We start from the raw sequence: 20,202 nt of genomic DNA, 5'->3' as shown, positions 1-20,202 counted from the left end.
TAAATGATTGTGTCTTCAGTGAATCTTGCATTAAACAAGGGTTACAACTCCGGCGCGGGCGCCGGACGGAAAAACAGTGGCGTAAGCAGCCAACAGCCCAATATTCCCACTAAAATAATCAGGCCGAATTGATGCAAAACAGGTACAGCGCTCAATGATAGCAAACCGAATGCGAGGATTGATGTGCCGCAGGCCAGACTTGAAGCAAGCCAGGATTCCGGCGTAAACCCGCCCTCGGTGTAAAACACCGCAGTATCTAATCCAATGCCAATCACTAGCAGCAGCGCCATCACATGGAACAGGGTGATGCCATCTACCGCCGCGCAACCCAGCGCGACCGTCATCGCCAACATCAGCGGTAACAACATGCGCCAGCTATGGTGGCGATAACGCAGCGCCAGACCTACCGCGAGCAGCACCAACGTCAGCGCCAGCAGTTCACTCACGCTGGTGCGATAGCGCCCGAGCAGCTGGGATAAATCCTCGGTTTGGTTTACCAGCGCCACACCTTCGACTTGCTTGGCAACCGCAGCCAATTCAGCGCCATAAACTTCACCGCTCACCGTCACCAGCGTGCGCCAACCGCTGCCTTGCGGCTGCATAGGGGGCAATAGTTCGGCAAAGGTGCTGGCATCCAAGGCGGTGGGAGTAAGCGACTGCTCACTCATTAATGGCGCTTGGCACTGGGTGCCGAGCTTCTCGCACAGCAATGTCAGAGCATCCTGCTCGCCGTAGAGTTTGTCTGCGACCAGTTGGCGATCTGCAGACTGCTGCGCGGCGGACGGCAAATACTGCGCGATGCTCTGCCAGCGCAGACCATCCTGCTTGAGTTCAGTTAGCCGCTCATTGAGCTGCTGGGTGCGCACCAGCAATTGCTCGGCGGAATCCGCTTCGATATAGAAAAATTGGCTCACCGATGCCTGCTGCAAAATCTGTTGCACCTGCTGCTCGGACTGCAACAGCGCCTTGGGCGAAGTATTGAGATTGATCACCGCATCGTTAACGCCGCCGCGCACTATGCCCAGCACTGCCATCACCAGAATGCCCACCAGCGCAATTCCCACCCACAGGCGATTGCGCCAGAGCGGTCGGTAAAACCATTGGCCGACTTGGAAAAATTTTCCAGCGGCGATCAGCGGCATATGTTGGGTTGCGGGTGTCACCTTGTAGTAAGGCGCCAGCGCGAGCACCGTCATCCAGGCACCAAAAATCCCCGCCGAACAGAAAATGGCCATCTGCTGCAAACCGGGAAAGGGTGTTGCAAATTGCAGCAAATAGGCGCCCATGCCGGTGATGGCGCCTATCGCCATGGCGTAGCGCAAATGATGGCGCGCCGCGAGGCCACTGCCCTCGCGCTGACTGCCGACCAAAAAGTGCAGCACATAATCGCCTGCCACACCGAGCAAGGTGCTGCCGAATGCGAGGGTAATAATATGGATGCGCCCGAACACCAGCAGGCTCACCGTCAGCGCCAGTATGTAGGCACTGGTCATGGTCAGCATCACCGCTACCAGCGGCGTAATGCGACGGAACACCAGCAGCACCAAGGCGATAATCCCGATAGTCGAACCCAAGCCGACGGTGTTGATCTCATTGGTCGCCTGCTCGGTGCCCGCCGCCGCGTGGAAGATCATGCCGGAGGTGAGCAATTGCGCTTCCGGCCATGCTTGACGGAAAGCCTGTACTGCGCCGGTCACATCCTGCTGCACATCGACATCGAAGGGACTGTCTTTGAGTTTGGCAGTCACCAGCAACCAGCTTTGTGCACTGCCTTCGCGCTCCACTTCTACCAGAGGAAAGCCCTGATACTCCTGCATCTTGAAGCCGGAAGCGAGGCCGGTCAGCCAGCGGCCGCCGAGATTGAAAGGATCTTCCGCAAAACCGAAGGGACGCGGTGCGGCAACCGGATTAAACAACTCGCGATAAGTCTGTTCCGCCAGTTCTGCCGGGCTCTGATTTTGCAGCCATTGGCGGGTTTGTGTATCCAGCAATTGCTGGCTGAAGGGACGATAAAGCACCAGTAATTCCTGCTGCAAGCCTGCGCCCGGTTGCTCGGGTGCGAGGCGTGCCGATGCCAGCAGCCGCGCCTGCAGATCCTGCGCTTGCGCCAGCCCTTGGGGACGGTCATCGCTTCTGACCAACACCAATAATTTGTCCTGGAAACGGCTCGCCAGCAGCACACTCAGGTCATGCAGCGCCGGATTGCGCTCATCGCGCGGTAGCAGTTCCAACAGGTTGCTGTGGAAGGGTTTGGCGGTAGTCACTTCGCGCGCGCAAAACACCGCGCAGGCACACAACACCAGCAACCAGACCAGGGCATAGATCCGGTTGAGCTGTTTATGCTCCTGAACGATGGTTGCAGCCTGAGTCATTAAGGTTTCGCCTGCACCGCTGGTTTGCGCACCACTTTATTGGTGGTGAAGACGATATAGGTCTTGTCGCCATTAGCTTCGGCGATATCCAGATGCTCGGTATATTCGCCGCCGCGCAGCTCGATACTGGCGATATAGGCAGACAGATTAGCCGAGCGCGGCACCAGGCGGATCTGCCAGTCAGTCGCTGTGCCGGTAGCCGCGAGGGTGAAGTAATCCTGCAAGCTGTCCAGCTCGCCGGCGATCACCCCCATAAAAATTTTGGCGACGATTTCCGCACCCGCTTGCTGTGCCTGTGCAGGCGTCTTCTGCTCCCCTTTTGCATCCGCAAAGCTGATGCCGCCGGGAGTCAGAGTGAGGCGGGACTGCACCGGCATCAAGGTTTCCCAGACAACTTCTTTCCCTTGTTCAAAGGAGAAGCGGCCATTGGAGCTGAGCGGTACGGGCAATACGGCGATGGTTTTCTGCTGCGCAAAAGTCCCTTCCAGCGATTGGATCTGCTGGCTGCGCTGCGCTAATTGCGCGAGCAGCGTATCGGCATTTTCCTTGGGTGAGCTTTCGCTATGGACCACACCCGCAAACAGCGACAAGGCAAACGCGACACCCATCATCATTTTGCTTTTCATGCCGTAATCCCTAACTTTTCCAGCAGGATCGCCGGTGTTGCCAGCATTAACTCGTTGGTTTTCATATTGATAGCAACTTGATCTGTGTGACCTTTGGTCAGGCGTTTGCCCTCGGTGTCGGTGATCAGATACTGCACGCGCAGGCGGTTTTCCCACTCGGCGATCCAGGCAGTCACGGTCACTTTTTGCTGGAAATGCAGCGGCTGCACATAGCGCACATGCAGGTCGATCACCGGCCAGGCGTAGCCGGAGTCACGCATCTGGCGGTAGTTGTAGTCCAGCTGGTCAAACAGCTTGCAACGGGCGATTTCAAAATAGCGTACGTAGTGACCGTGCCAGGCGATTTCCATCATGTCCACATCGTGGAAGGGCACGTCTATCTCGACGCTGGCGCTCCAGTTTTCCGGCAGTTTTTTAGATGAAGCCATAACAATACCCCAGCCTTAGTAAAGGCTTAAACCCTGTTGCTGGATGCGTGCAATCAGCTGGCGCAGCTCGCCTTCAAGGGCGCGATCCTCAGCCAAAAACGGATGCTGGGCGCGGATTTCTTCAAAGGTGGTTTTGATTCCGCCTTCGATTGAATGTTCACTAGTGCCCGCCTGTTGGCGCAGCTCCAAGCCCTGGCAAGCCGCGAGCAATACCGCTGCCGCTACCTGCTCGGTCAGCTGCAGCACGCGCAGGCAATCGCGCGCAGCAATGGTGCCCATGCTCACTTTGTCCTGGTTGTGGCATTCGGTGGAGCGCGAAAACACGCTCGCCGGCATAGTCAATTTAAGCGCTTCCGCAGTCCAGGCAGATACGCCGATCTGCACCGCTTTAAAACCGTGGTTGATCGCGCGGCGGCCTTCGGGTGCGCCCGACAGGTTGGCAGGCAAGCCGTGGTTGAACTTGGTATCCACCAACTGCGCCAGCTGGCGATCGAGCAAATCGGCGATATTGGCCACCGCATTTTTCATGGTATCCATGACAAACGCGATATGGCCGCCGTAGAAATGGCCGCCGTGCAATACGTGTTCGCCCGCGCCGTCGATGATCGGGTTGTCGTTGGCGCTGTTGAGTTCGTTCTCAATAAATTGGCGCCACCAAGGCAGACTGTCGGTGGTCACACCAATCACGTGCGGAGCACAGCGCAGCGAGTAACGGTCTTGCAGGCGGTTGGGATTGCGCGGCGGCTCACCGGCATGGAGGTCTTCACGCAGCCAGGCGGCAACTTGCTGCTGACCAGGATGGGGTTTGACCGCAAACAGCAGCTCATCAAAGTGATGGGCATTGCCTTGGGTGGCGATGGTGTTAAGCGCAGTAATACGGGTCGCCAACTGGGCGAGATAGGCAGTGCGCTCGTAAGCAAGGCAGGCGAGCGCGGTCATCACCGCCGTGCCGTTCATCAGCGCCAGGCCCTCTTTCGGGCGCAGCTTGAGCGGTTTGATATCCAGCTCGGCAAATACCTCAGCGGTCTTGCGACGCTCACCTTTGTAGTACACCTCGCGCTCGCCGCAGAGCACCGCCGCCACATAGGACAACGGAGTCAGATCGCCGCTGGCGCCGACCGAACCCTCTTCCGGAATAATCGGCACTATGTCTTGTTGCAGCAAGCGGGTGAGCTGTTGCAGCAGGGTGTAGCTCACGCCCGAGTAGCCGCGCGTGAGCGATGTCAGTCGCACAGCGAGCACTGCGCGACCGGCAGTCGGCGACAACTCGGCACCCAGACCACAGCCATGGAAGGTGTACAAATGCTGCGGCAGCTGCTCGACCAGATCGCGCGGGATATGGGTGGTACAGGAATCGCCATAGCCGGTGGTCACGCCGTAGATCACGCCGTCTTCCTGCAATAAGCGGTCGAGGAAACGCGCGCCCTGCTCGATGCGCTGGACAAAATCCGGCGCAGCGCTCAGCTCGCAGCTGCGGCGCTGATGGGCGATGGCGAGGACATCTTCAATCGACAAACGCTGCTCATCTAATAGCAGGGGTGTAGCGGACTGGCTCATGGGGTTCCCTTATCCTGTAATACAGAGTCTTGTTGCGGCACAGCCTCAGGCTGCGCGGGCAGCTGGGGCAAATGCCAAAAATCAAAAAAGTTAAACCACTGCAGCGGTTGGCGGCGGCAATGGTATTCCAACTGGGTAGCGTAGGCCTGCGCCAATTGCTGTAAATGCTGTTGCCGCTGGCGGCGTGGTACCGCTTGGTCGCCGCTCAATTGCTTGAAATAAATACCGAAACCCGCGCCTTCGCGCATGCAAAACAGCCCGATCATGGGTGCGCGCAAAATACTCGCGAGGGTAAAAGGCCCGAGCGGCAGCGGCGCTTTATCGCCGAGGAAATCCACCAGCAGGGAGTTTTCCGGATTACTGATCGGCACCCGGTCGCCCGCAATCGCCACAAACTCGCCCTGCTCGATGCGCTCACTCAGCAGCATCGCCGTCGCGGGAGTGATCTCGGTCACCTGCAGGATATCCAGCTGGCTCGCGCTCGCTTTTTCCTGCATCAGCTTGTTAAATTTTTGCGCGTGTTTGGTATGCATCAGCACTGTCAAACGCATACCCGGATGGCGCGCCGAAAGGCAGCGACAGATTTCAAAATTGCCCAAGTGGGAAATCACCAACACGCAGCCCTGCTTTTTAGCGCGCAGCTGGAAGATGATGTCGTCGCCGTGGATCTGCACTTGCTCGCGCGGAATCTGCCCCATCCACACCGCCAATTTATCGACCAGCGCGTTACCGAAACTCCAGAAATGCTTTGCGCTCAGCCACCACAGCGAACTGTTTTGCGCCACTGCGCCCGCGCGTTTAATACGGCGCAAATAATCCAGCGATGCCGCGCGCGCCTGTTTGCGGAACAGGAAAAAGTAAAAGATCACCGGCGCCAACATCAGCTTGAACAGCGGCCGCCCACCCAGTTTGAAACAGGCAAACAGAAAGCGCATGCCGGTCAGCGCGCCCGCTTCGGACACTTGCGACCAATGCGCAGGCTTGTCTTCTACTGGCTTGTTTGGTTCGGGCGGCTGGCTCACGCAACCTCCGCGCGGAACTTGTTAATCAGGATGCGCGGCAAACGCCAGAGCATGCCGAAGAACAGGCGGGTGTGCATCCAGGAAATCAACTTGTTATCGCGCCAGACGCGGAAGTGCGAAACACCCTGCTCCGGGTAAATCACGCGCGTGGAGATTTGCTTGATTGCCCAGTGGCGCCAGTGCCAGCGCACCATAAATTCAGTATCGAAATCCATGCGGTCGCCCATAGGCTCAGCGGCAATCAACGCATTGCTGCGCGCCACCGGATAGACGCGGAAGCCGCACATGGAATCGGTAATTCCCAGCGATAAGGTGTTAATCCACACCCACACGTGGGTGAGATAGCGACCATACAAACGCCCTTTAGGCACACTCGCATCGTACTCCGGCATACCGGCGATCAAAGTGCCGGGTGTAGCTTCGGCCAATTGCAGGAAGCGCGGGATATCGGCGCTGTTGTGCTGGCCGTCGGCATCGATCTGCAACGCATGACTAAAGCCTAATTCCGCCGCCGATTGCAGGCCGGTTTTAAGCGCTGCGCCTTTGCCACCATTAATGGGCCGTTCGATCAAATGGACATTGGCCGGATCAGCCGCCGCCAGTTCGCGCATCACGCTTTTGCACAGCTCGTTACTGCCATCATCGACCAAAATAATGGGCAAGCCGAACTGGCGGATATTCACCACCGTCTGCGCCAACACCTGTTGGTGGTTGTAGACCGGCACCAGAGCGCAGGGGATAAATTGGGTCATCGCGCCTGCCCCTTTTCAAATACCACCCGGCCGCTGGCATGGGCGATGGACTCGGCCGCGCTACCACTGGTGAAGGTACCCTTACTTGTGAAGGTAAAGTAAAGCTTGCCTTTATCGGGCTGGTATTCGAGGCGCAACAACAATGTCTGGTTGGCCGTCACCACTTGCTGGAACTTCACCGCTTCCAGCGCGGTAAATTGACCCAAGTCGCCCCAGTGCTCGCGCCCGTAATGTACCGCCCAATGGGTCTGGACGACACCGGGCAATACCGGACGACCGGGAAAATGGCCATCGAAATAATAGAGATTGGCGGGGATAAACAGGCTCAGCAAGAGCGCATCGCCCTGCTGCTCACTTGCGACCAATTCCGGCAAGCGCGGCAGTTCATCGGTGCTGAATAATTGCGCCAGATCAGCCTGCGTCGTTTTGCCCTGCCGGTTGCGCGGCAGCTCGCCGAGGTAGCGCCAGTAACGCGGAATAGCCACGCGATCCACGGTGTTTTCCAAGGCATTTTTAAACTGTTGGTTGATGCCGTTTTTGCCTTGGTCGACGAGGCGTTTGTTGCCGTCATTGTCCAATACCACCACCGCACCCAGTCGATCACCGCGCTCCGGCAGCATAATCACCCGCGCCTGCGCGACACCCTGTTGTTGCTCAAGGATGCGCTCAATCGCACTCAATGAAATGCGCTTGCCGCCCACTTTGGCGATACGGTCGGCGCGGCCGCAAAGACTGAAACGGCCATCTGCATCCAAACTGGCGCGGTCGGCGCTCGTGTACCAATTGTCGTCCGCGAGATGTTTGCTGCGCACCTGCAATAGTTGGTTTTCGTTGTTGGCGTCGTCGCTAGTGATCAGCGCGATCTGCACATCGGGCAAGCAAGTCCAGACGCTGCCTTGGTCTTGCTCGCGCCAGCCGATGCCGCCGGTTTCGGTACTACCGTAAACCTCGGTCACCGCATGGCCGAAACGGGCTTTGGCCGCCAAGGCGGCATCGATTGCGAGCGGCGCGCCAGAGGAAAAAATCGCGGCGATCTGCGTCTGTTCAGGCCAATCGAGCGGCGGGATGCGGCTTAAATGCGCCGGGCTACTGATGATCGCTATGCGCTGGAATTGGCGTGCATCTTCGGCCAATTCCTCCCAATAGTCGCGTTCGCGCGCAACCAGCGGCCGCCCACTGCAGAGCGGCCAAAACAAGCGGAATAGCAGGCCATAAATATGGTGATGAGAGACGCTGCTGGTGATGGTGGCATCACCGAGTTGACTGCCCCACTGGGTTTCAAGCGCGCTGAGTTCAGACTCCAGCTGCGCAAAGCTCTTGGCAACAGGTTCGGGATTGCCGGTGGAGCCGGAGGTAAACAGAATCAATGCGGGCGCGTGGATATCAGGCACAGCAATAGATGCTAGCGAGCACTCTGCAGAAGTCGGTGCGCTAATCACCTGATCATGCGGAAAATCACCGGCAAAATGCGGCGTTATTGCGGCCAATTGCGTGCAACTTGCCGGCAAGTTGTTAGCCGGCACCAGCGCCTTTTTACCCAAGCGCCAGAGCGCGGCCAAGGCGGCCATAAATTCAAAACTGTCGCGCTGGTAAAGCGCTATTAAGTCGCCATCGACCTCAGCCAATGCCTGTTCCCAAGCGGCAATTCGCATACACAGCTGCGCCCAGGTACGCACTTCAGCACCATCCAGGGCGACAATGCGGCTGCCCGCATAAGCATCGGCAGGCGCAGCAAAAAGGTGGCGAAGTGGAGTGATCATCTAATAAAGTAAGCCAATCTTGTTAAATATTGCGGCGATCTTGCAACAGCAGCACTGTTGTCTAATCGACTTCTCGTTAAATTTTTAGTGTGAGATATCAGGCTTTCTGCACCCGCAGGCGCACCAAATATTCCCCGCCCACTAACAGCCCAATCAGGACGTAGGACAGCAAGCCATTGTAGAGCGCCCAAATCTGGTCGCTGGCAAAGACTGTCGCCGTGGCAATAGCGCCGTTTATCGAAAAAAAACCGCACCACACCCAGGTCACTTTGCGCGTGTAGGGGATGGCGCGCTCGGGTAAATCCGGGTCCTGCAGGCGCGCAAAACGCTCGATCATAGTCGGCGGGCGCCAGAGGCTGTAGCCAAACACCACTAACAGCACCGCACTGACCAATACCGGGTAAAACTTAAGCCCGATGACCGAACCGGTCGCCAAGGTCAAACCGGTCGCGGCGGCGGCGGCCAGCAACAGCCAACTGCTATTACCCAGCGCCTGCCCTGTCACCTTGGCTGCCACTATCCTAAGCAGCGCGGCGGCGAGCAAAATAGCCGCCAATATCCGCGGTCCCAACTGCTGGATGCCGACATACACCAGCAGCGGATACAGCACCAGCAGTGCAGTTACCGCAACCGTCAGCAGGCGGCCAGCGGGTTTCATTAAGCGTCTTTGGCCATCAAATCCGCAACAGCGTTGACGATATCCTCAACGGTGCGCACCGATTTGAAATCCTCCGGGCTGATTTTCTTGCCCACGTATTTCTTCAGCTCTACTACCAGATCTATGGCATCGATACTGTCGATATCCAGATCTTCACCCAAGTGACTTTGCAGGGTGATGCTGGCGCGGTCGATATCAAACAATTCGGACAAGGTAGTGGCTACATGCTCGAAAATCGCATTTTTATCAGCCATGGCAATTACTCCTTGGTACGGCGGGCGGCGACCAGCGCGCACAGATTAGTGATATTGGCGAAATGCTTGCGCGTCTCTTCCGCTTCTGCATCCAGTTTTACGCCATAGCGCTTTTGCAAGGCGACACCCAATTCCAGCGCATCGATAGAATCCAGCCCCAAGCCTTCGACAAACAGCGGTGCGTTGTCATCGATCTCGTCCACGCTAATATCTTCCAGATCCAGGGTGTCGATAATGAGTTGCTTCAACTCCACTGCCAGATCAGCTGTAGATAGGTTTGTCATTTGCTCGTAATTCCTCGGTGAAGTAATCCTGCAGATCCTGTGTTAGTTGGCGCGCGGCCAATGCAGGTTGGTTTTGATCATAGGTGGATACGGGAATATCCGCGCCCACTAATAAAGTCATATGTACCTTACGCGGCGGGACATGATACCACCGGTGCTTTTTACTCAGGGTGATGGGTTGGCACAAAATGGTCACGGGTGTGACTGGCGTGTGCGTTCGTAACGCCACATTGGCCGCGCCGCGCTGAAATTGCAGCGGCTCACCGGGCATAGTGCGCGTGCCTTCGGGAAAGATAATCAAGGCACTGCCTGAAGCCAGCGATTCCCGCGCGCCTTCAATTAATTCGGCACCGCTGTCATTGCGCAAAAAACCGGTCAAGCGAAGATAGCCGCGCATTGCCGGATTCGCCAGCAGGCGACCTTTCACAATGCAATCCGGGTTGGGGATAAATGCGATCAGGAACACCACGTCGATCAAACAAGGATGGTTAGCCAGCACTAACAAACCCGGGCGACGCAGCAATTCCTCGCCCTTGATCTCCCAAGTCAGTACACCCAAAAAACGCATCATATGGATGTAAGCGCGAAAAGTCTGGTGGATAAACAGGCGCGCGCGCTCCTGCCGCTGTATCTGAGTCTTCGACGTCAGCGTAATCCAGGGTGTCGCAAGCAGCGGGATAAGCACCCCGCCGATACCAAAAATGGTAAAGCTCAGGCCAGTCGCGAATAATCGCCAGCCATGGTTGAGGCGCTGGGCAATCATGCCAGGCACCGGCGCAACTGCCAGCCGCTGCCGTTATGGGAGAGCGACAGCGATTCAACATCGCCCTGCAAGGCGCGCAATAATTGCAGCGCTTGGGGTTCGGTCGATAAATTCGCAGCACTCTGACCAAGCTGCTCAAGCTGCCAGTCCTGCCCAAGGCTGAGTATCAGCGCCACTGCATAAGTATGCGCGGGTTGATCGGCTTGATGCTGGTAAATGTCAGGCGTGGGCTCATCGCAAAAAACGCACAGCACTTGCGGGGTCTGCGCATTGCACAAGCCGAGGGATTCCAGCAGCGCGGGTATTAATTCCTGCGCGCCGCCACTGATCGCGGTGATGTTGCTGGTCAGCCCCTGCTGGATCGAAAACAAACCAGCAGTCGCATTGTGGACTGAGAGACTAAATGCAGTGGGAGATAGAGGTTCACTTTTCGCCATATCCTCCAGCAAACCCAGGGTGCGATTGAGATCGCCATGACGCGATACATACACCATTGGCATAGCGCCGTGAGTTTGGGCGAGCGGCATAATCACACTCAGGGCTGCACGCCCCATTGGGCTCAAGCGACGGCGCAACATGGCGGGAATAACCGATACATCCGGGGCATCATTCTGCGCCGGAGTCCAAGCTTTCCAATCGAGGATATTGAATGTGAGTGCCATGCTTATTGTTCTATCGCGAATCCATTACAGTTAACGTTGTCAGGGGTTTGGTCAGGCAGATTAGCCCACCCCAAGACGACGCGCGCCATTTTATACATGCAGGCGCCAAAAGTGTGAATTCTTACCCAAAGCCCAATAGAAAAATTTCACCTTAAGGTCGATAACTCAACATTAATAACTTAGTATTGGCGCTTATTCCATTTGTTTCCTTCTAAATTTAACCATCATGGAGTCAGGTATGAAATTGTTCACCCTCGGTATCAGCACCCTCGTCATCAGCCTGTGCGCGACCACTGCGTCTGCACGCGATGATATTGTCGAATATTCCATCGCCGACGCACTCGCGTCAGAGCAGGCGAAAAACATTCTGGGTACCGACGTCAAATTTTATTTTGGTGACCAATCACACCCAAAACCGACCCGCACCGTGAGCGAGTACAGCACCAACAAAAAAACCAATGGTGTGAACAAAACTGATAAAGAAGCGTGTGAGTGGGCATTTTTGTCGGCGATGAAATCCCTGCGTGAGCGCGCACAAAGCACCGGCGCCAATGCCGTGATCAACATCCGCTCCAACTATCGCAATAACACCACCTCCAGCGCTACCACGTTCAAATGCGGCTCAGGCGCATTGATGTCCGGTGTTGCCTTAAAAGGTGTTGTAGTCGAAATTAAATAAAATCGATTTCGCTATAATTCTACGCCGCAGCACTCCTGCGGCGTTTTACTGTGAGATTATTTACAACAAAAGGGATCTATTATGAAATACAAAACATTATTAGCGTTTGCTTGCCTGCTCGCTCCCACTGCATTTGCAGCGGATATCACGATTAATCAAACCGTCAAATACCACGACGAAAAAATCATCGCGACCAAAATTAAATCCGAGTGCGTAAATCTCGGCCCCAAACTTGTTGCATCAACTGAAGCGGCAGTGCAACAAAATGGCTGGTCAGTTATCAAGAAAGATGTTGTTGATGGAGCCGGCGGCGTAAGCCTGAAATTGACAATTGCCAACGCCCATAGCAGCGGAAACGCCTTTATCGGCCACCACAAATCGGTCGCTATCATCGCAGAATTATTTAAAGATGGAAAATTGGTCGACACCTATACGGGCGAAAGAAGCTCATCCGGTGGTTTTGGTGCAGGCTTCAAAGGTTCTTGTGCGGTGCTTGAGCGCTGTGTAAACACACTCGGCAAAGATGTGAGCGAGTGGCTGTCCAAACAAAAAATCTAACTACGTATTCAATGTAAATAAAAAAACCTGCCACCGAGCAATCGATGGCAGGTTTTTTTATTGGATAGCGTTTAAAAATTAATTGGCACGCAGCGATTGACGCACCTGATTAATCGATACTACTTGTGCGCTCGCTTCCGCCGCCGAACCTTTTACAGGCTCATCCATCATCGCCTCTGGCTCTAATGGCGTGTTCACCAACTCTTTATAAAGTGGCTCGATATTGCCCAGCGCTGTTTGCAGTTGATACAAATTCGTCTGCAAAATTTCCAGCTGCTCACTATGAGTATTGCGCTGGCTTTGCAATTGTGTGAGACGCAACATGTGATGCTCAAGCAATTGCTTCTGGTATTGGTTGTGATGGAACAGCGGCGCCAACGCCTCTTGCAACCATTGCTGGATATGCAAATTCAAATCGCTATACACCGCGCGCACTTCCTGCACCAGCGTATTAATAAAACGGCTAATCAGCGCACTTTTGTGGGTAAATACTGCACTGAGCGATTTACGGAAATCATTGGCGCGCGTGTGCAGTTGACGCAATTGACGGCGCTGCTTTTGGATTTTTAACAGATGGCGCATCACCAGATCGTCGCCCGTTGCAGTCTGTTCCGGGCGCTCATAGATAGAGGTGAGCACACGATTGCAACGCTCGATTTCACGCTCAAGATGACGCAAATTGCTATCGACATCATCAAAAAAGTTTCCAATCGCACGCGCCAAACCTACGGTGGTCCAACTCTCACTCAAACTGGTGTGCGCACTGGCGATCTGGCTCTCCAATAAACTACTGCTCACCGGGCCGAGCAAAGATAATTTTTGTGAATCCAACAACCGCTGGCTGGTGCGCAATGACAGCGCCTGCTTGTGATATTCGTGATGGGTACGACGAATCGTATCGCGCAACTCATTTAATTTTTCGCCCGCTGCCTCAGGTGCAACTGCGCGCAATTCTGACAATTCTTGTTCGGCGTCTTCGATGCGGCGCGCCAAACTATTGCGCGCGTTAATCACCATCGCATAACTGTCGCCAATTAGACGATGACCAACAATTTGTTGCTGGTTGCGAAGCACACATTCAGCGAGCATGCGCTCAAGTTGGTGAAAATTACTGCGCTGCAATTGCGCCTGGTTGCGCCCAACTTTACCGAGCAAACCCTGTTTGGCCGAGAGCGCGACCACATGCTCGGGTGCAAGATTTAATTGGTGCGCGGTGAGTTGGCGCAATTGGTTAATATTGGCTTCAACTTCCTGTGCCGGAGTGAGGTCATCCCATAGGCTATCAATTTTATTCAGCAGCGCGATCACCGCAGTGCAATTGTTATCGCGCAGCACCTGAATGTGTTCGCGCCAAATATCCATATCACTCGCCGTAACGCCAGCGTCAGCGCCGAGTAAAAATAAAATCGCCTGTGCATCCGGCAAGGTTTTTAAAGTGAGTTCGGGTTCGTTGCCGAGCGCGTTTAATCCGGGCGTATCGACAATGCGTAAACCCTGGCGCAATAGCGGATGATCGAGGCTGATCAGTGCGTGGCGCCATGCAGGCACAGAAACCATACCCTGCTCATCGCGCTCACCCAATTCATCCAGTGAAAAACCTAACTTCACCGCATCGGCAACACTGACTTGTTTGCTGGCCGATACCTGATTGATCGCCGCGCGGGTCTGCTCGTGATCCTGTGCATCAAAATGGATAGTCACCCAGTTCTGCGGGATGCGTTTGAAGTTTTGCAAACTGGTATTGGTGCGGCGGGTTTCGATCGGCAGCAAACGCACGCAATTAGCGGGTTGGCTGGCATCCCAAAAAATTTCAGTCGGACACATGGTGGTGCGACCGGGTTGCGACGGCAGCAAACGGCGACCGCCACCGGTATAAAGCAAGGCGTTGATTAATTCGGTTTTACCGCGCGAGAACTCTCCGACGCAGGCGATGGTGAAACTCTCCCCGCGCAGCAATTGGCGCGCACGCTGGAGGGTTTTGCCCATGGAGTCACCCGACATTCCATGTTGCCGGCTCCAATGCTCAAAGCGTTGCAGGCGCTCGTCCAACTGGCGCTTCCAACGATTGTAATGGGCCATCTGGCGATGCAGGGATCTCACGTCCATAGCGGGATTCTCGATATCAAGTTTGGCGTTATTTGCTTTGTTTAATAACTGACCGATATAACCAGCACAAATTTACATAATTGTTTTTAGTAGATGCATTAAAGCGGAAAATCACGCCAGTGGCTAGATCTTGAGCAGTGAGTGGTCACTTCAGGAGGGTAAAAGGCGGGGAACTGCTACTTTGTGAAACATTTGACGCCAAATCAGCGACTCACTCTGGTCTGGCGCTTGTACTGAAAGACTTATGGCTGGCTGTAGGAGCGCAGTACTTCTACCACTTCCACCTTATAAGATTTATACCAACTGACCCTGCCCTGCTGTTGTGCCTGCAAGTGCTCGGCGTTTTGCTTCCAACGCTGGATATGCTCAAGGCTCGGCCAATAGGAGATGGCAATCTCGCGCTCACCTTCGGTTCGAGCCACAAAATCGAGACAGCCATATTGCGTTATGGCCAACTCGCGCATCTGCTTTGCGGTCGCAAAATAGGCATCATCAAGCTGTGCAATTTCGGCATGGAAAATAACAGCGAACATTTAACAATCCTTCCCAAAAATAAAATAATTTGTAATTTCTCCAACAATCTTGCGCGACAGCGGAGATCAAATTTCTTTAAAAACAATAGGATAAAAACTGGCATTGGCTTTGCAAATGTCATAACCACACAAGGAAATCCAAATGATCTTGCCAGCGCTGCCCTTACAGTGACCAACAAGATTTCTGGTGATTCGCGATAAGGAACTGCATCGCACAGGAATAACCGCTCAAGGACGAGCCTGATTTTTTGTTAACTTATCCGTTAGATTTATGAGGGAATTAATATGAATCCTGCTACATCAAAATCCAAGTGGAAAAAGAATCTGTCTGCAAGCTTCTCTGCGCGTCGCGGTGCAGATGACGAATCCGGTTATGCGCATGAAGGCTTGCACCGCCCCAAAGAAAAAATGGGCAAACGCAAATTTAAAATGCAACGTGAAATCGACGAGTATTTGTTGGCCAGCTATTAAAGTAGCGTGATCTTCAGCCGCTGAGAGCACAGAATATTTTTTGGGAAACGAGTGGTTATGTTGATCAGCCTCTGCGATGACAGAGACTGAATAATCTATCCACCGGTCACTGCGCTAAGAATTTTTTACCAATAGCCAAGTACCAGACGTGGATCTACGCCAACCAGAAATGCAAGGCGACCAATCAACAGGTCAACCACTTTTAAACCCAATAAAATAATAATTGGTGAAATGTCCAGCATGCCACCTAAGGGTGGAATCACTTTGCGAATCGGGCGCGCCAGTGGATCAATAATTTGATTCGCGAGCAGCAGCAATGGATGATGGCTAAAAGGTGCAATAAAACTGCCGATAATGCTGATGATCATGCACCAGAAGAATATTCCGGAAATCATCGTCAGCGCGCCAACAAATCCCCACATGATAACCATCAATGGATTGGTCATTACGCCCGGCACACCAATAATCAGCGACAAAATAAAGGTTGCGAGTAATTGCACTAATAAGATCAGCACTACCGATGCAGTATCAATAGAAGCAATACTCGGAATAAAACGGCGCAGCGGTTTTAATAACGGCATAGTGATTTTCACAATCGCTTGCGATACCGGATTGTAAAAATCCGCGCGTACCAATTGCAATAAAAAACGCAAAATAACAATCACCAGAAACAGCGACATCAAGCTATAAGCAATCAAATGTAAAATACTGGCGAACATGAAAATCTCCGGTGATTTATTTCAAATAAAATGTCGACACGAAAACGATTAGCTAACTTTATCTACCCAATCTTTATTTGCCCAATAACTCCGACAACTCCACCGCGCGATTTGAACAAGCAGTCATTGCCTTTAATACAGTCGCACGCAATTCATCTTGCTCAAATGAAAGAATCGCCTGCTCGGTAGTGCCTTTAGGTGAAGTCACACGGCGGCGTAATTCCGCTACATCAAACTCACTCTCTTTGGCGAGCATGGCTGCACCCAGCGCCGTTTGCAAAGTCAGCTCGGCAGCACATTCGCGCTTTAAACCCAACTCAACACCCGCATCGATCATCGCTTCCATCATTAAAAAGAAATACGCAGGGCCGGAACCGGAAACGGCGGTGACCGGATTTAATAAGCTTTCATCATCCAACCACTGCACAATTCCCACTGCACCAAGAATCTCATTGGCAGCAGATTTTTGCGCATCGCTCACCAAAGCATTGGCAAACAAACCACTTGCACCTGCGCGCAATTGTGATGGAGTGTTGGGCATGCAGCGCACTATCGCCTGGTCTTCACCTAACCAACTCGCAATGCTGCTGGTCGTGATGCCCGCCGCAACCGAAATAATCAGCGGTTTGTGTTTAAGTGAATCGCGCAAGCCGAGCGCGACTTCTTTCAGCATCTGCGGTTTTACACCCAGCACAATGACATCTGCATTTGCAGCGGTCGCGGCGTTATCAGTGCTTACCGCAATGCCGTATTCATCGGCCACTTTATTCAGTGTTTCCAGGCGCGGACCGGAGGCACTGATTTGCGCCGCGCTAAATCCTTCCGCCAATAAACCACCGATAATCGCCTTGGCCATATTGCCCGCGCCGATAAATGCAATTTTGGATGTACTCACAATAAACCCTTAACGTTAACAATTTACTTTGTTGTTTCTGTCGCACTGCTACGCGAACCAAAAATATCCGTTCCCACACGCACAAAGGTTGCGCCTTCGGCGATGGCCGCCTCCATATCACCCGACATCCCCATAGAGAGGCAATCCAGCGCAAAACCCTGCGCATTCAAGTCGGTAAGCGCGTTGCGCAATTTAGCAAAAGCCGCGCGCTGTTGCGCGGGATTATTAGTTGCCGCCGGAATCGCCATCAGTCCACGCAACCGCAAGCGCGACAAAGGACGGAGCGCCGCCGTTAATTGCGGCAAATCGGCCAGCGATACCCCTGACTTGGTCGATTCATCGTCTATATTGACTTGCACACAGATATTTAATGGCGGCAGCCCATCAGGACGCTGCTCATTGAGGCGTTGGGCGATTTTCAAACGATCGACCGAATGCACCCAATTAAAGTGCGCCGCTATCGGGCGTGTTTTGTTGGATTGGATGGGGCCGATAAAGTGCCATTCAAGATCCGGCAATGCCTGCAAGGTGATTTGTTTGTCGAGCGCCTCTTGCAGGTAGTTTTCACCGAACGCGCGCTGCCCCCAGGCATAGGCTTCAGCCACCGCAGCGGTCGGTTGGGTTTTGCTAACCGCGATTAACTGCACAGTTTGCGGATCTCGTCCGGCAGCGATGGCGGCTTGGTGAATTCGCGCGGTGACTTTCGCGAGCTTGTCGTCTATCTTGTGCATATCGTCGTAACTGTTCACTAAAGTCCGCCGTACCGCCTTTCGCTGTACCGACTCATAAAAAAAGGTTGCCCTGCTGATGGATATCACCGAATTACTGGCTTTCAGTGCCAAACAAGGCGCGTCTGACTTGCACCTCTCGGCGGGTTTGCCGCCCATGATCCGTGTTGATGGCGATGTACGCCGTATCAACCTGCCACCAATGGAGCACAAGCAGGTACACGGCTTGATCTACGACATTATGAATGACAAGCAGCGCAAGGACTACGAAGAATTCCTGGAAACCGACTTTTCGTTTGAAGTCCCCGGCGTGGCGCGTTTCCGTGTTAACGCCTTTAACCAAAACCGCGGCGCCGGCGCCGTATTCCGTACCATTCCCTCCAAAGTACTGACGATGGAAGAATTGGGCATGGGCAACGTGTTCCGCGATATCTGCGCTGTACCGCGCGGCTTGGTGCTGGTAACCGGACCGACCGGCTCGGGAAAATCCACCACCCTTGCGGCGATGATCGACTACATCAACGATAACAAATACGAACACGTATTAACCATCGAAGACCCGATTGAATTCGTGCACGAATCGAAAAAATGTCTGGTAAACCAGCGTGAAGTTCACCGTGATACCCACGGCTTTAACGAAGCACTGCGCTCCGCACTGCGTGAAGACCCGGACATCATTCTGGTGGGTGAGATGCGCGATTTGGAAACTATCCGCCTCGCACTGACCGCCGCAGAAACCGGCCACTTGGTATTCGGCACCCTGCACACCACCTCCGCCGCAAAAACTATCGACCGTATCGTGGACGTATTCCCCGCGAACGAAAAATCCATGGTGCGCTCAATGTTGTCGGAATCGCTGCAAGCGGTAATTTCGCAAACATTGATGAAGAAAAACGGTGGCGGCCGTGTGGCGGCGCACGAAATTATGCGCGGTACGTCAGCGATCCGTAACCTGATCCGCGAAGACAAAGTTGCACAGATGTATTCTGCGATCCAAACCGGTGCTTCGCTCGGCATGCAGACCATGGACCAGTGTCTGGCCGATTTGGTGGCACGCCGTATCGTCAGCCGCGATGCAGCGAAATCGAAAGCCAAATTCCCAGAGAATTTCTAATTGAAAGGCCCTGAGAATTTCTAATTAAAGACTCAGAAAATTTTTAATCCTGTTTTATTTTTTCAGCACAACTTTTCAATAATTTTTAAGGTGCATTGTTATGGATTTTGATCGGTTATTATCCCTGATGGTAGAAAAGGGCGCGTCGGATTTGTTTATTACCGCCGGCGTGCCACCTTCGATCAAAGTCCACGGCAAGGTAGTGCCGGTCACTGCAACACCACTTGCACCGGAAAAAGCGCGCGAGCTGGTGTTGAGCGTGATGAATGAAAAACAGCGCACTGAGTTTATCGAAAAGAAAGAATTGAATTTCGCCGTGAGCGCGCGCGGTATTGGCCGCTTCCGTGCCAGCGCGTTTTATCAGCGCAATTTGGCGGGTATGGTATTGCGCCGTATTGAAACCAAAATTCCGCAGATTGATGAATTAGGCTTACCGGAAATCGTAAAAGAATTGGCGATGACCAAACGCGGCCTGATTATTTTTGTGGGCGCAACCGGTACCGGTAAATCCACATCGCTTGCCTCAATGATTGGCCACCGTAATCAGAATTCAAAAGGTCACATTATTTCTATCGAGGACCCAATTGAATTTATCCACCAACACCAGGGCTGCATTATTACCCAACGTGAAGTGGGTATTGATACCGAATCCTTTGAAGTTGCACTGAAAAATACTTTGCGTCAGGCACCCGACGTTATTTTGATCGGCGAGGTCCGCTCGCGCGAAACCATGGACCACGCTATCGCCTTTGCGGAAACCGGTCACCTGTGTCTGTGTACACTCCACGCCAACAACGCGAACCAGGCGCTCGACCGTATCATTCACTTTTTCCCGGCGGATCGCCATCGCCAACTCTGGATGGATTTATCGCTCAACCTGAAAGCGATTGTTGCGCAGCAATTGATTCCGACGCCCGATGGCAATGGTCGCCGCGCCTGTCTGGAAATTATGATCAACACCCCGCTGGCGCAGGATTTAATTCGCAAAGGTGAAGTGTCGGATTTGAAAGAATTGATGAAGCGCTCCACCGAATTGGGAATGCAGACATTCGACCAAGCACTCTATGCACTTTACGACAACGGCGAAATTACCTACGAAGATGCACTGCTACACGCCGACTCGCCCAACGATTTGCGCTTGATGATCAAACTCGGCTCCGAAACCGATGCAAATTATTTGTCGCATGCAGCGGATAGCTTATCGATCCAAAGCGAAGAGCATAACAATCGCGGTAAGATGTTCTAAAAAATTCAATATTGG

General features: G+C 53.6%; 22 protein-coding genes. 5 read left to right on the top strand and 17 right to left on the bottom strand.

The genetic code is table 11. The features are described 5' to 3' along the window. Positions 1-41: 41 nt before the first annotated feature. The 12 genes from AAGC78_RS14275 to AAGC78_RS14220 form a co-directional block, all read right to left on the bottom strand. The gene (locus AAGC78_RS14275; protein WP_435784766.1) at positions 42-2,372 is read right to left on the bottom strand and encodes an MMPL family transporter; all 2,331 of its coding nucleotides are present in this window, start codon (positions 2,370-2,372) and stop codon (positions 42-44) included. Further along, the gene (locus AAGC78_RS14270; RefSeq protein WP_435784765.1) at positions 2,372-2,998 is read right to left on the bottom strand and encodes a LolA family protein; all 627 of its coding nucleotides are present in this window, start codon (positions 2,996-2,998) and stop codon (positions 2,372-2,374) included. Before AAGC78_RS14270 ends, AAGC78_RS14275 begins: the two co-directional genes overlap by 1 nt. Next, positions 2,995-3,426: an acyl-CoA thioesterase gene (locus AAGC78_RS14265; protein ID WP_435784764.1), complete on the bottom strand. Its 432-nt coding sequence runs from the start codon at positions 3,424-3,426 to the stop codon at positions 2,995-2,997. Before AAGC78_RS14265 ends, AAGC78_RS14270 begins: the two co-directional genes overlap by 4 nt. A 15-nt stretch (positions 3,427-3,441) precedes the next feature. Continuing rightward, complete coding sequence (locus tag AAGC78_RS14260; RefSeq protein ID WP_435784763.1) at positions 3,442-4,983, bottom strand: HAL/PAL/TAL family ammonia-lyase; 1,542 nt, start codon at positions 4,981-4,983, stop codon at positions 3,442-3,444. Next, positions 4,980-6,005, bottom strand: a complete 1,026-nt coding sequence (locus AAGC78_RS14255; RefSeq protein WP_435784762.1) for a hypothetical protein — start codon at positions 6,003-6,005, stop codon at positions 4,980-4,982. The genes AAGC78_RS14260 and AAGC78_RS14255 overlap by 4 nt, the downstream gene beginning before the upstream one ends. Next, positions 6,002-6,757, bottom strand: coding sequence for a glycosyltransferase family 2 protein (locus AAGC78_RS14250; RefSeq protein ID WP_435784761.1), 756 nt, complete (start codon positions 6,755-6,757; stop codon positions 6,002-6,004). The genes AAGC78_RS14255 and AAGC78_RS14250 overlap by 4 nt, the downstream gene beginning before the upstream one ends. After that, positions 6,754-8,517: an AMP-binding protein gene (locus AAGC78_RS14245; protein ID WP_435784760.1), complete on the bottom strand. Its 1,764-nt coding sequence runs from the start codon at positions 8,515-8,517 to the stop codon at positions 6,754-6,756. Before AAGC78_RS14245 ends, AAGC78_RS14250 begins: the two co-directional genes overlap by 4 nt. A 97-nt stretch (positions 8,518-8,614) precedes the next feature. Beyond that, positions 8,615-9,175 carry a hypothetical protein gene (locus AAGC78_RS14240; protein ID WP_435784759.1) on the bottom strand — a complete coding sequence of 187 codons (561 nt, stop codon included), beginning with the start codon at positions 9,173-9,175 and terminating at the stop codon, positions 8,615-8,617. Continuing rightward, entirely contained in the window at positions 9,175-9,429 is a 255-nt protein-coding gene (locus AAGC78_RS14235) for an acyl carrier protein (protein WP_435784758.1), read from the bottom strand. Before AAGC78_RS14235 ends, AAGC78_RS14240 begins: the two co-directional genes overlap by 1 nt. A gap of 5 nt (positions 9,430-9,434) precedes the next feature. After that, complete coding sequence (locus AAGC78_RS14230; protein ID WP_435784757.1) at positions 9,435-9,713, bottom strand: phosphopantetheine-binding protein; 279 nt, start codon at positions 9,711-9,713, stop codon at positions 9,435-9,437. Beyond that, positions 9,691-10,476, bottom strand: a complete 786-nt coding sequence (locus tag AAGC78_RS14225; RefSeq protein ID WP_435784756.1) for a lysophospholipid acyltransferase family protein — start codon at positions 10,474-10,476, stop codon at positions 9,691-9,693. Before AAGC78_RS14225 ends, AAGC78_RS14230 begins: the two co-directional genes overlap by 23 nt. Then, a complete protein-coding gene (locus tag AAGC78_RS14220; RefSeq protein ID WP_435784755.1) occupies positions 10,473-11,138 on the bottom strand; it encodes a beta-ketoacyl synthase chain length factor in 666 nt (221 codons plus the stop codon). Before AAGC78_RS14220 ends, AAGC78_RS14225 begins: the two co-directional genes overlap by 4 nt. A gap of 238 nt (positions 11,139-11,376) precedes the next feature. On the opposite strand from AAGC78_RS14220, the gene AAGC78_RS14215 reads away from it, so the two are divergent. Together AAGC78_RS14215 and AAGC78_RS14210 are read left to right on the top strand one after the other, a co-directional pair. Continuing rightward, positions 11,377-11,817 (top strand): excinuclease ABC subunit A, encoded by a 441-nt coding sequence (locus tag AAGC78_RS14215; RefSeq protein ID WP_435784754.1) that lies wholly within the window; start codon positions 11,377-11,379, stop codon positions 11,815-11,817. An 81-nt stretch (positions 11,818-11,898) separates the two neighbouring features. Then, a complete protein-coding gene (locus tag AAGC78_RS14210) occupies positions 11,899-12,375 on the top strand; it encodes a hypothetical protein (RefSeq protein WP_435784753.1) in 477 nt (158 codons plus the stop codon). Between the two features lie 78 nt (positions 12,376-12,453). Here AAGC78_RS14210 and AAGC78_RS14205 read toward each other — a convergent pair whose 3' ends face one another. Both AAGC78_RS14205 and AAGC78_RS14200 read right to left on the bottom strand, forming a co-directional pair. Beyond that, entirely contained in the window at positions 12,454-14,481 is a 2,028-nt protein-coding gene (locus AAGC78_RS14205) for a dynamin family protein (RefSeq protein WP_435784752.1), read from the bottom strand. 242 nt (positions 14,482-14,723) lie between these two features. After that, positions 14,724-15,014 carry an antibiotic biosynthesis monooxygenase family protein gene (locus AAGC78_RS14200; protein WP_435784751.1) on the bottom strand — a complete coding sequence of 97 codons (291 nt, stop codon included), beginning with the start codon at positions 15,012-15,014 and terminating at the stop codon, positions 14,724-14,726. A 285-nt stretch (positions 15,015-15,299) separates the two neighbouring features. Between AAGC78_RS14200 and AAGC78_RS14195 the strand changes: the two genes are divergently transcribed. After that, positions 15,300-15,485, top strand: a complete 186-nt coding sequence (locus AAGC78_RS14195; protein ID WP_435784750.1) for a hypothetical protein — start codon at positions 15,300-15,302, stop codon at positions 15,483-15,485. A 125-nt stretch (positions 15,486-15,610) separates the two neighbouring features. On the opposite strand, the gene AAGC78_RS14190 is transcribed toward AAGC78_RS14195, so the two are convergent. The 3 genes from AAGC78_RS14190 to AAGC78_RS14180 all read right to left on the bottom strand — a co-directional run bounded on the left by AAGC78_RS14190 (position 15,611) and on the right by AAGC78_RS14180 (position 17,830). Further along, the gene (locus AAGC78_RS14190; RefSeq protein ID WP_435784749.1) at positions 15,611-16,204 is read right to left on the bottom strand and encodes a YggT family protein; all 594 of its coding nucleotides are present in this window, start codon (positions 16,202-16,204) and stop codon (positions 15,611-15,613) included. Between the two features lie 73 nt (positions 16,205-16,277). Continuing rightward, positions 16,278-17,099 (bottom strand): pyrroline-5-carboxylate reductase, encoded by an 822-nt coding sequence (gene proC / locus AAGC78_RS14185; RefSeq protein WP_435784748.1) that lies wholly within the window; start codon positions 17,097-17,099, stop codon positions 16,278-16,280. A 23-nt stretch (positions 17,100-17,122) separates the two neighbouring features. Next, positions 17,123-17,830, bottom strand: a complete 708-nt coding sequence (locus AAGC78_RS14180) for a YggS family pyridoxal phosphate-dependent enzyme (protein ID WP_435784782.1) — start codon at positions 17,828-17,830, stop codon at positions 17,123-17,125. Between the two features lie 76 nt (positions 17,831-17,906). On the opposite strand from AAGC78_RS14180, the gene AAGC78_RS14175 reads away from it, so the two are divergent. Both AAGC78_RS14175 and AAGC78_RS14170 read left to right on the top strand, forming a co-directional pair. Beyond that, on the top strand, positions 17,907-18,941 hold the full coding sequence (locus AAGC78_RS14175) for a type IV pilus twitching motility protein PilT (protein ID WP_435784747.1): 1,035 nt from the start codon (positions 17,907-17,909) through the stop codon (positions 18,939-18,941). Positions 18,942-19,041: 100 nt separating this feature from the next. Continuing rightward, complete coding sequence (locus AAGC78_RS14170) at positions 19,042-20,187, top strand: PilT/PilU family type 4a pilus ATPase (protein WP_435784746.1); 1,146 nt, start codon at positions 19,042-19,044, stop codon at positions 20,185-20,187. The last annotated feature ends 15 nt before the right edge of the window (positions 20,188-20,202 follow it).

The sequence above is a fragment of the Cellvibrio sp. genome, from assembly GCF_039207905.1.
GTDB lineage: Bacteria > Pseudomonadota > Gammaproteobacteria > Pseudomonadales > Cellvibrionaceae > Cellvibrio.
Note: the sequence above shows the minus strand (reverse complement) of the source record. Positions and strands in the feature narration are given on the sequence as shown.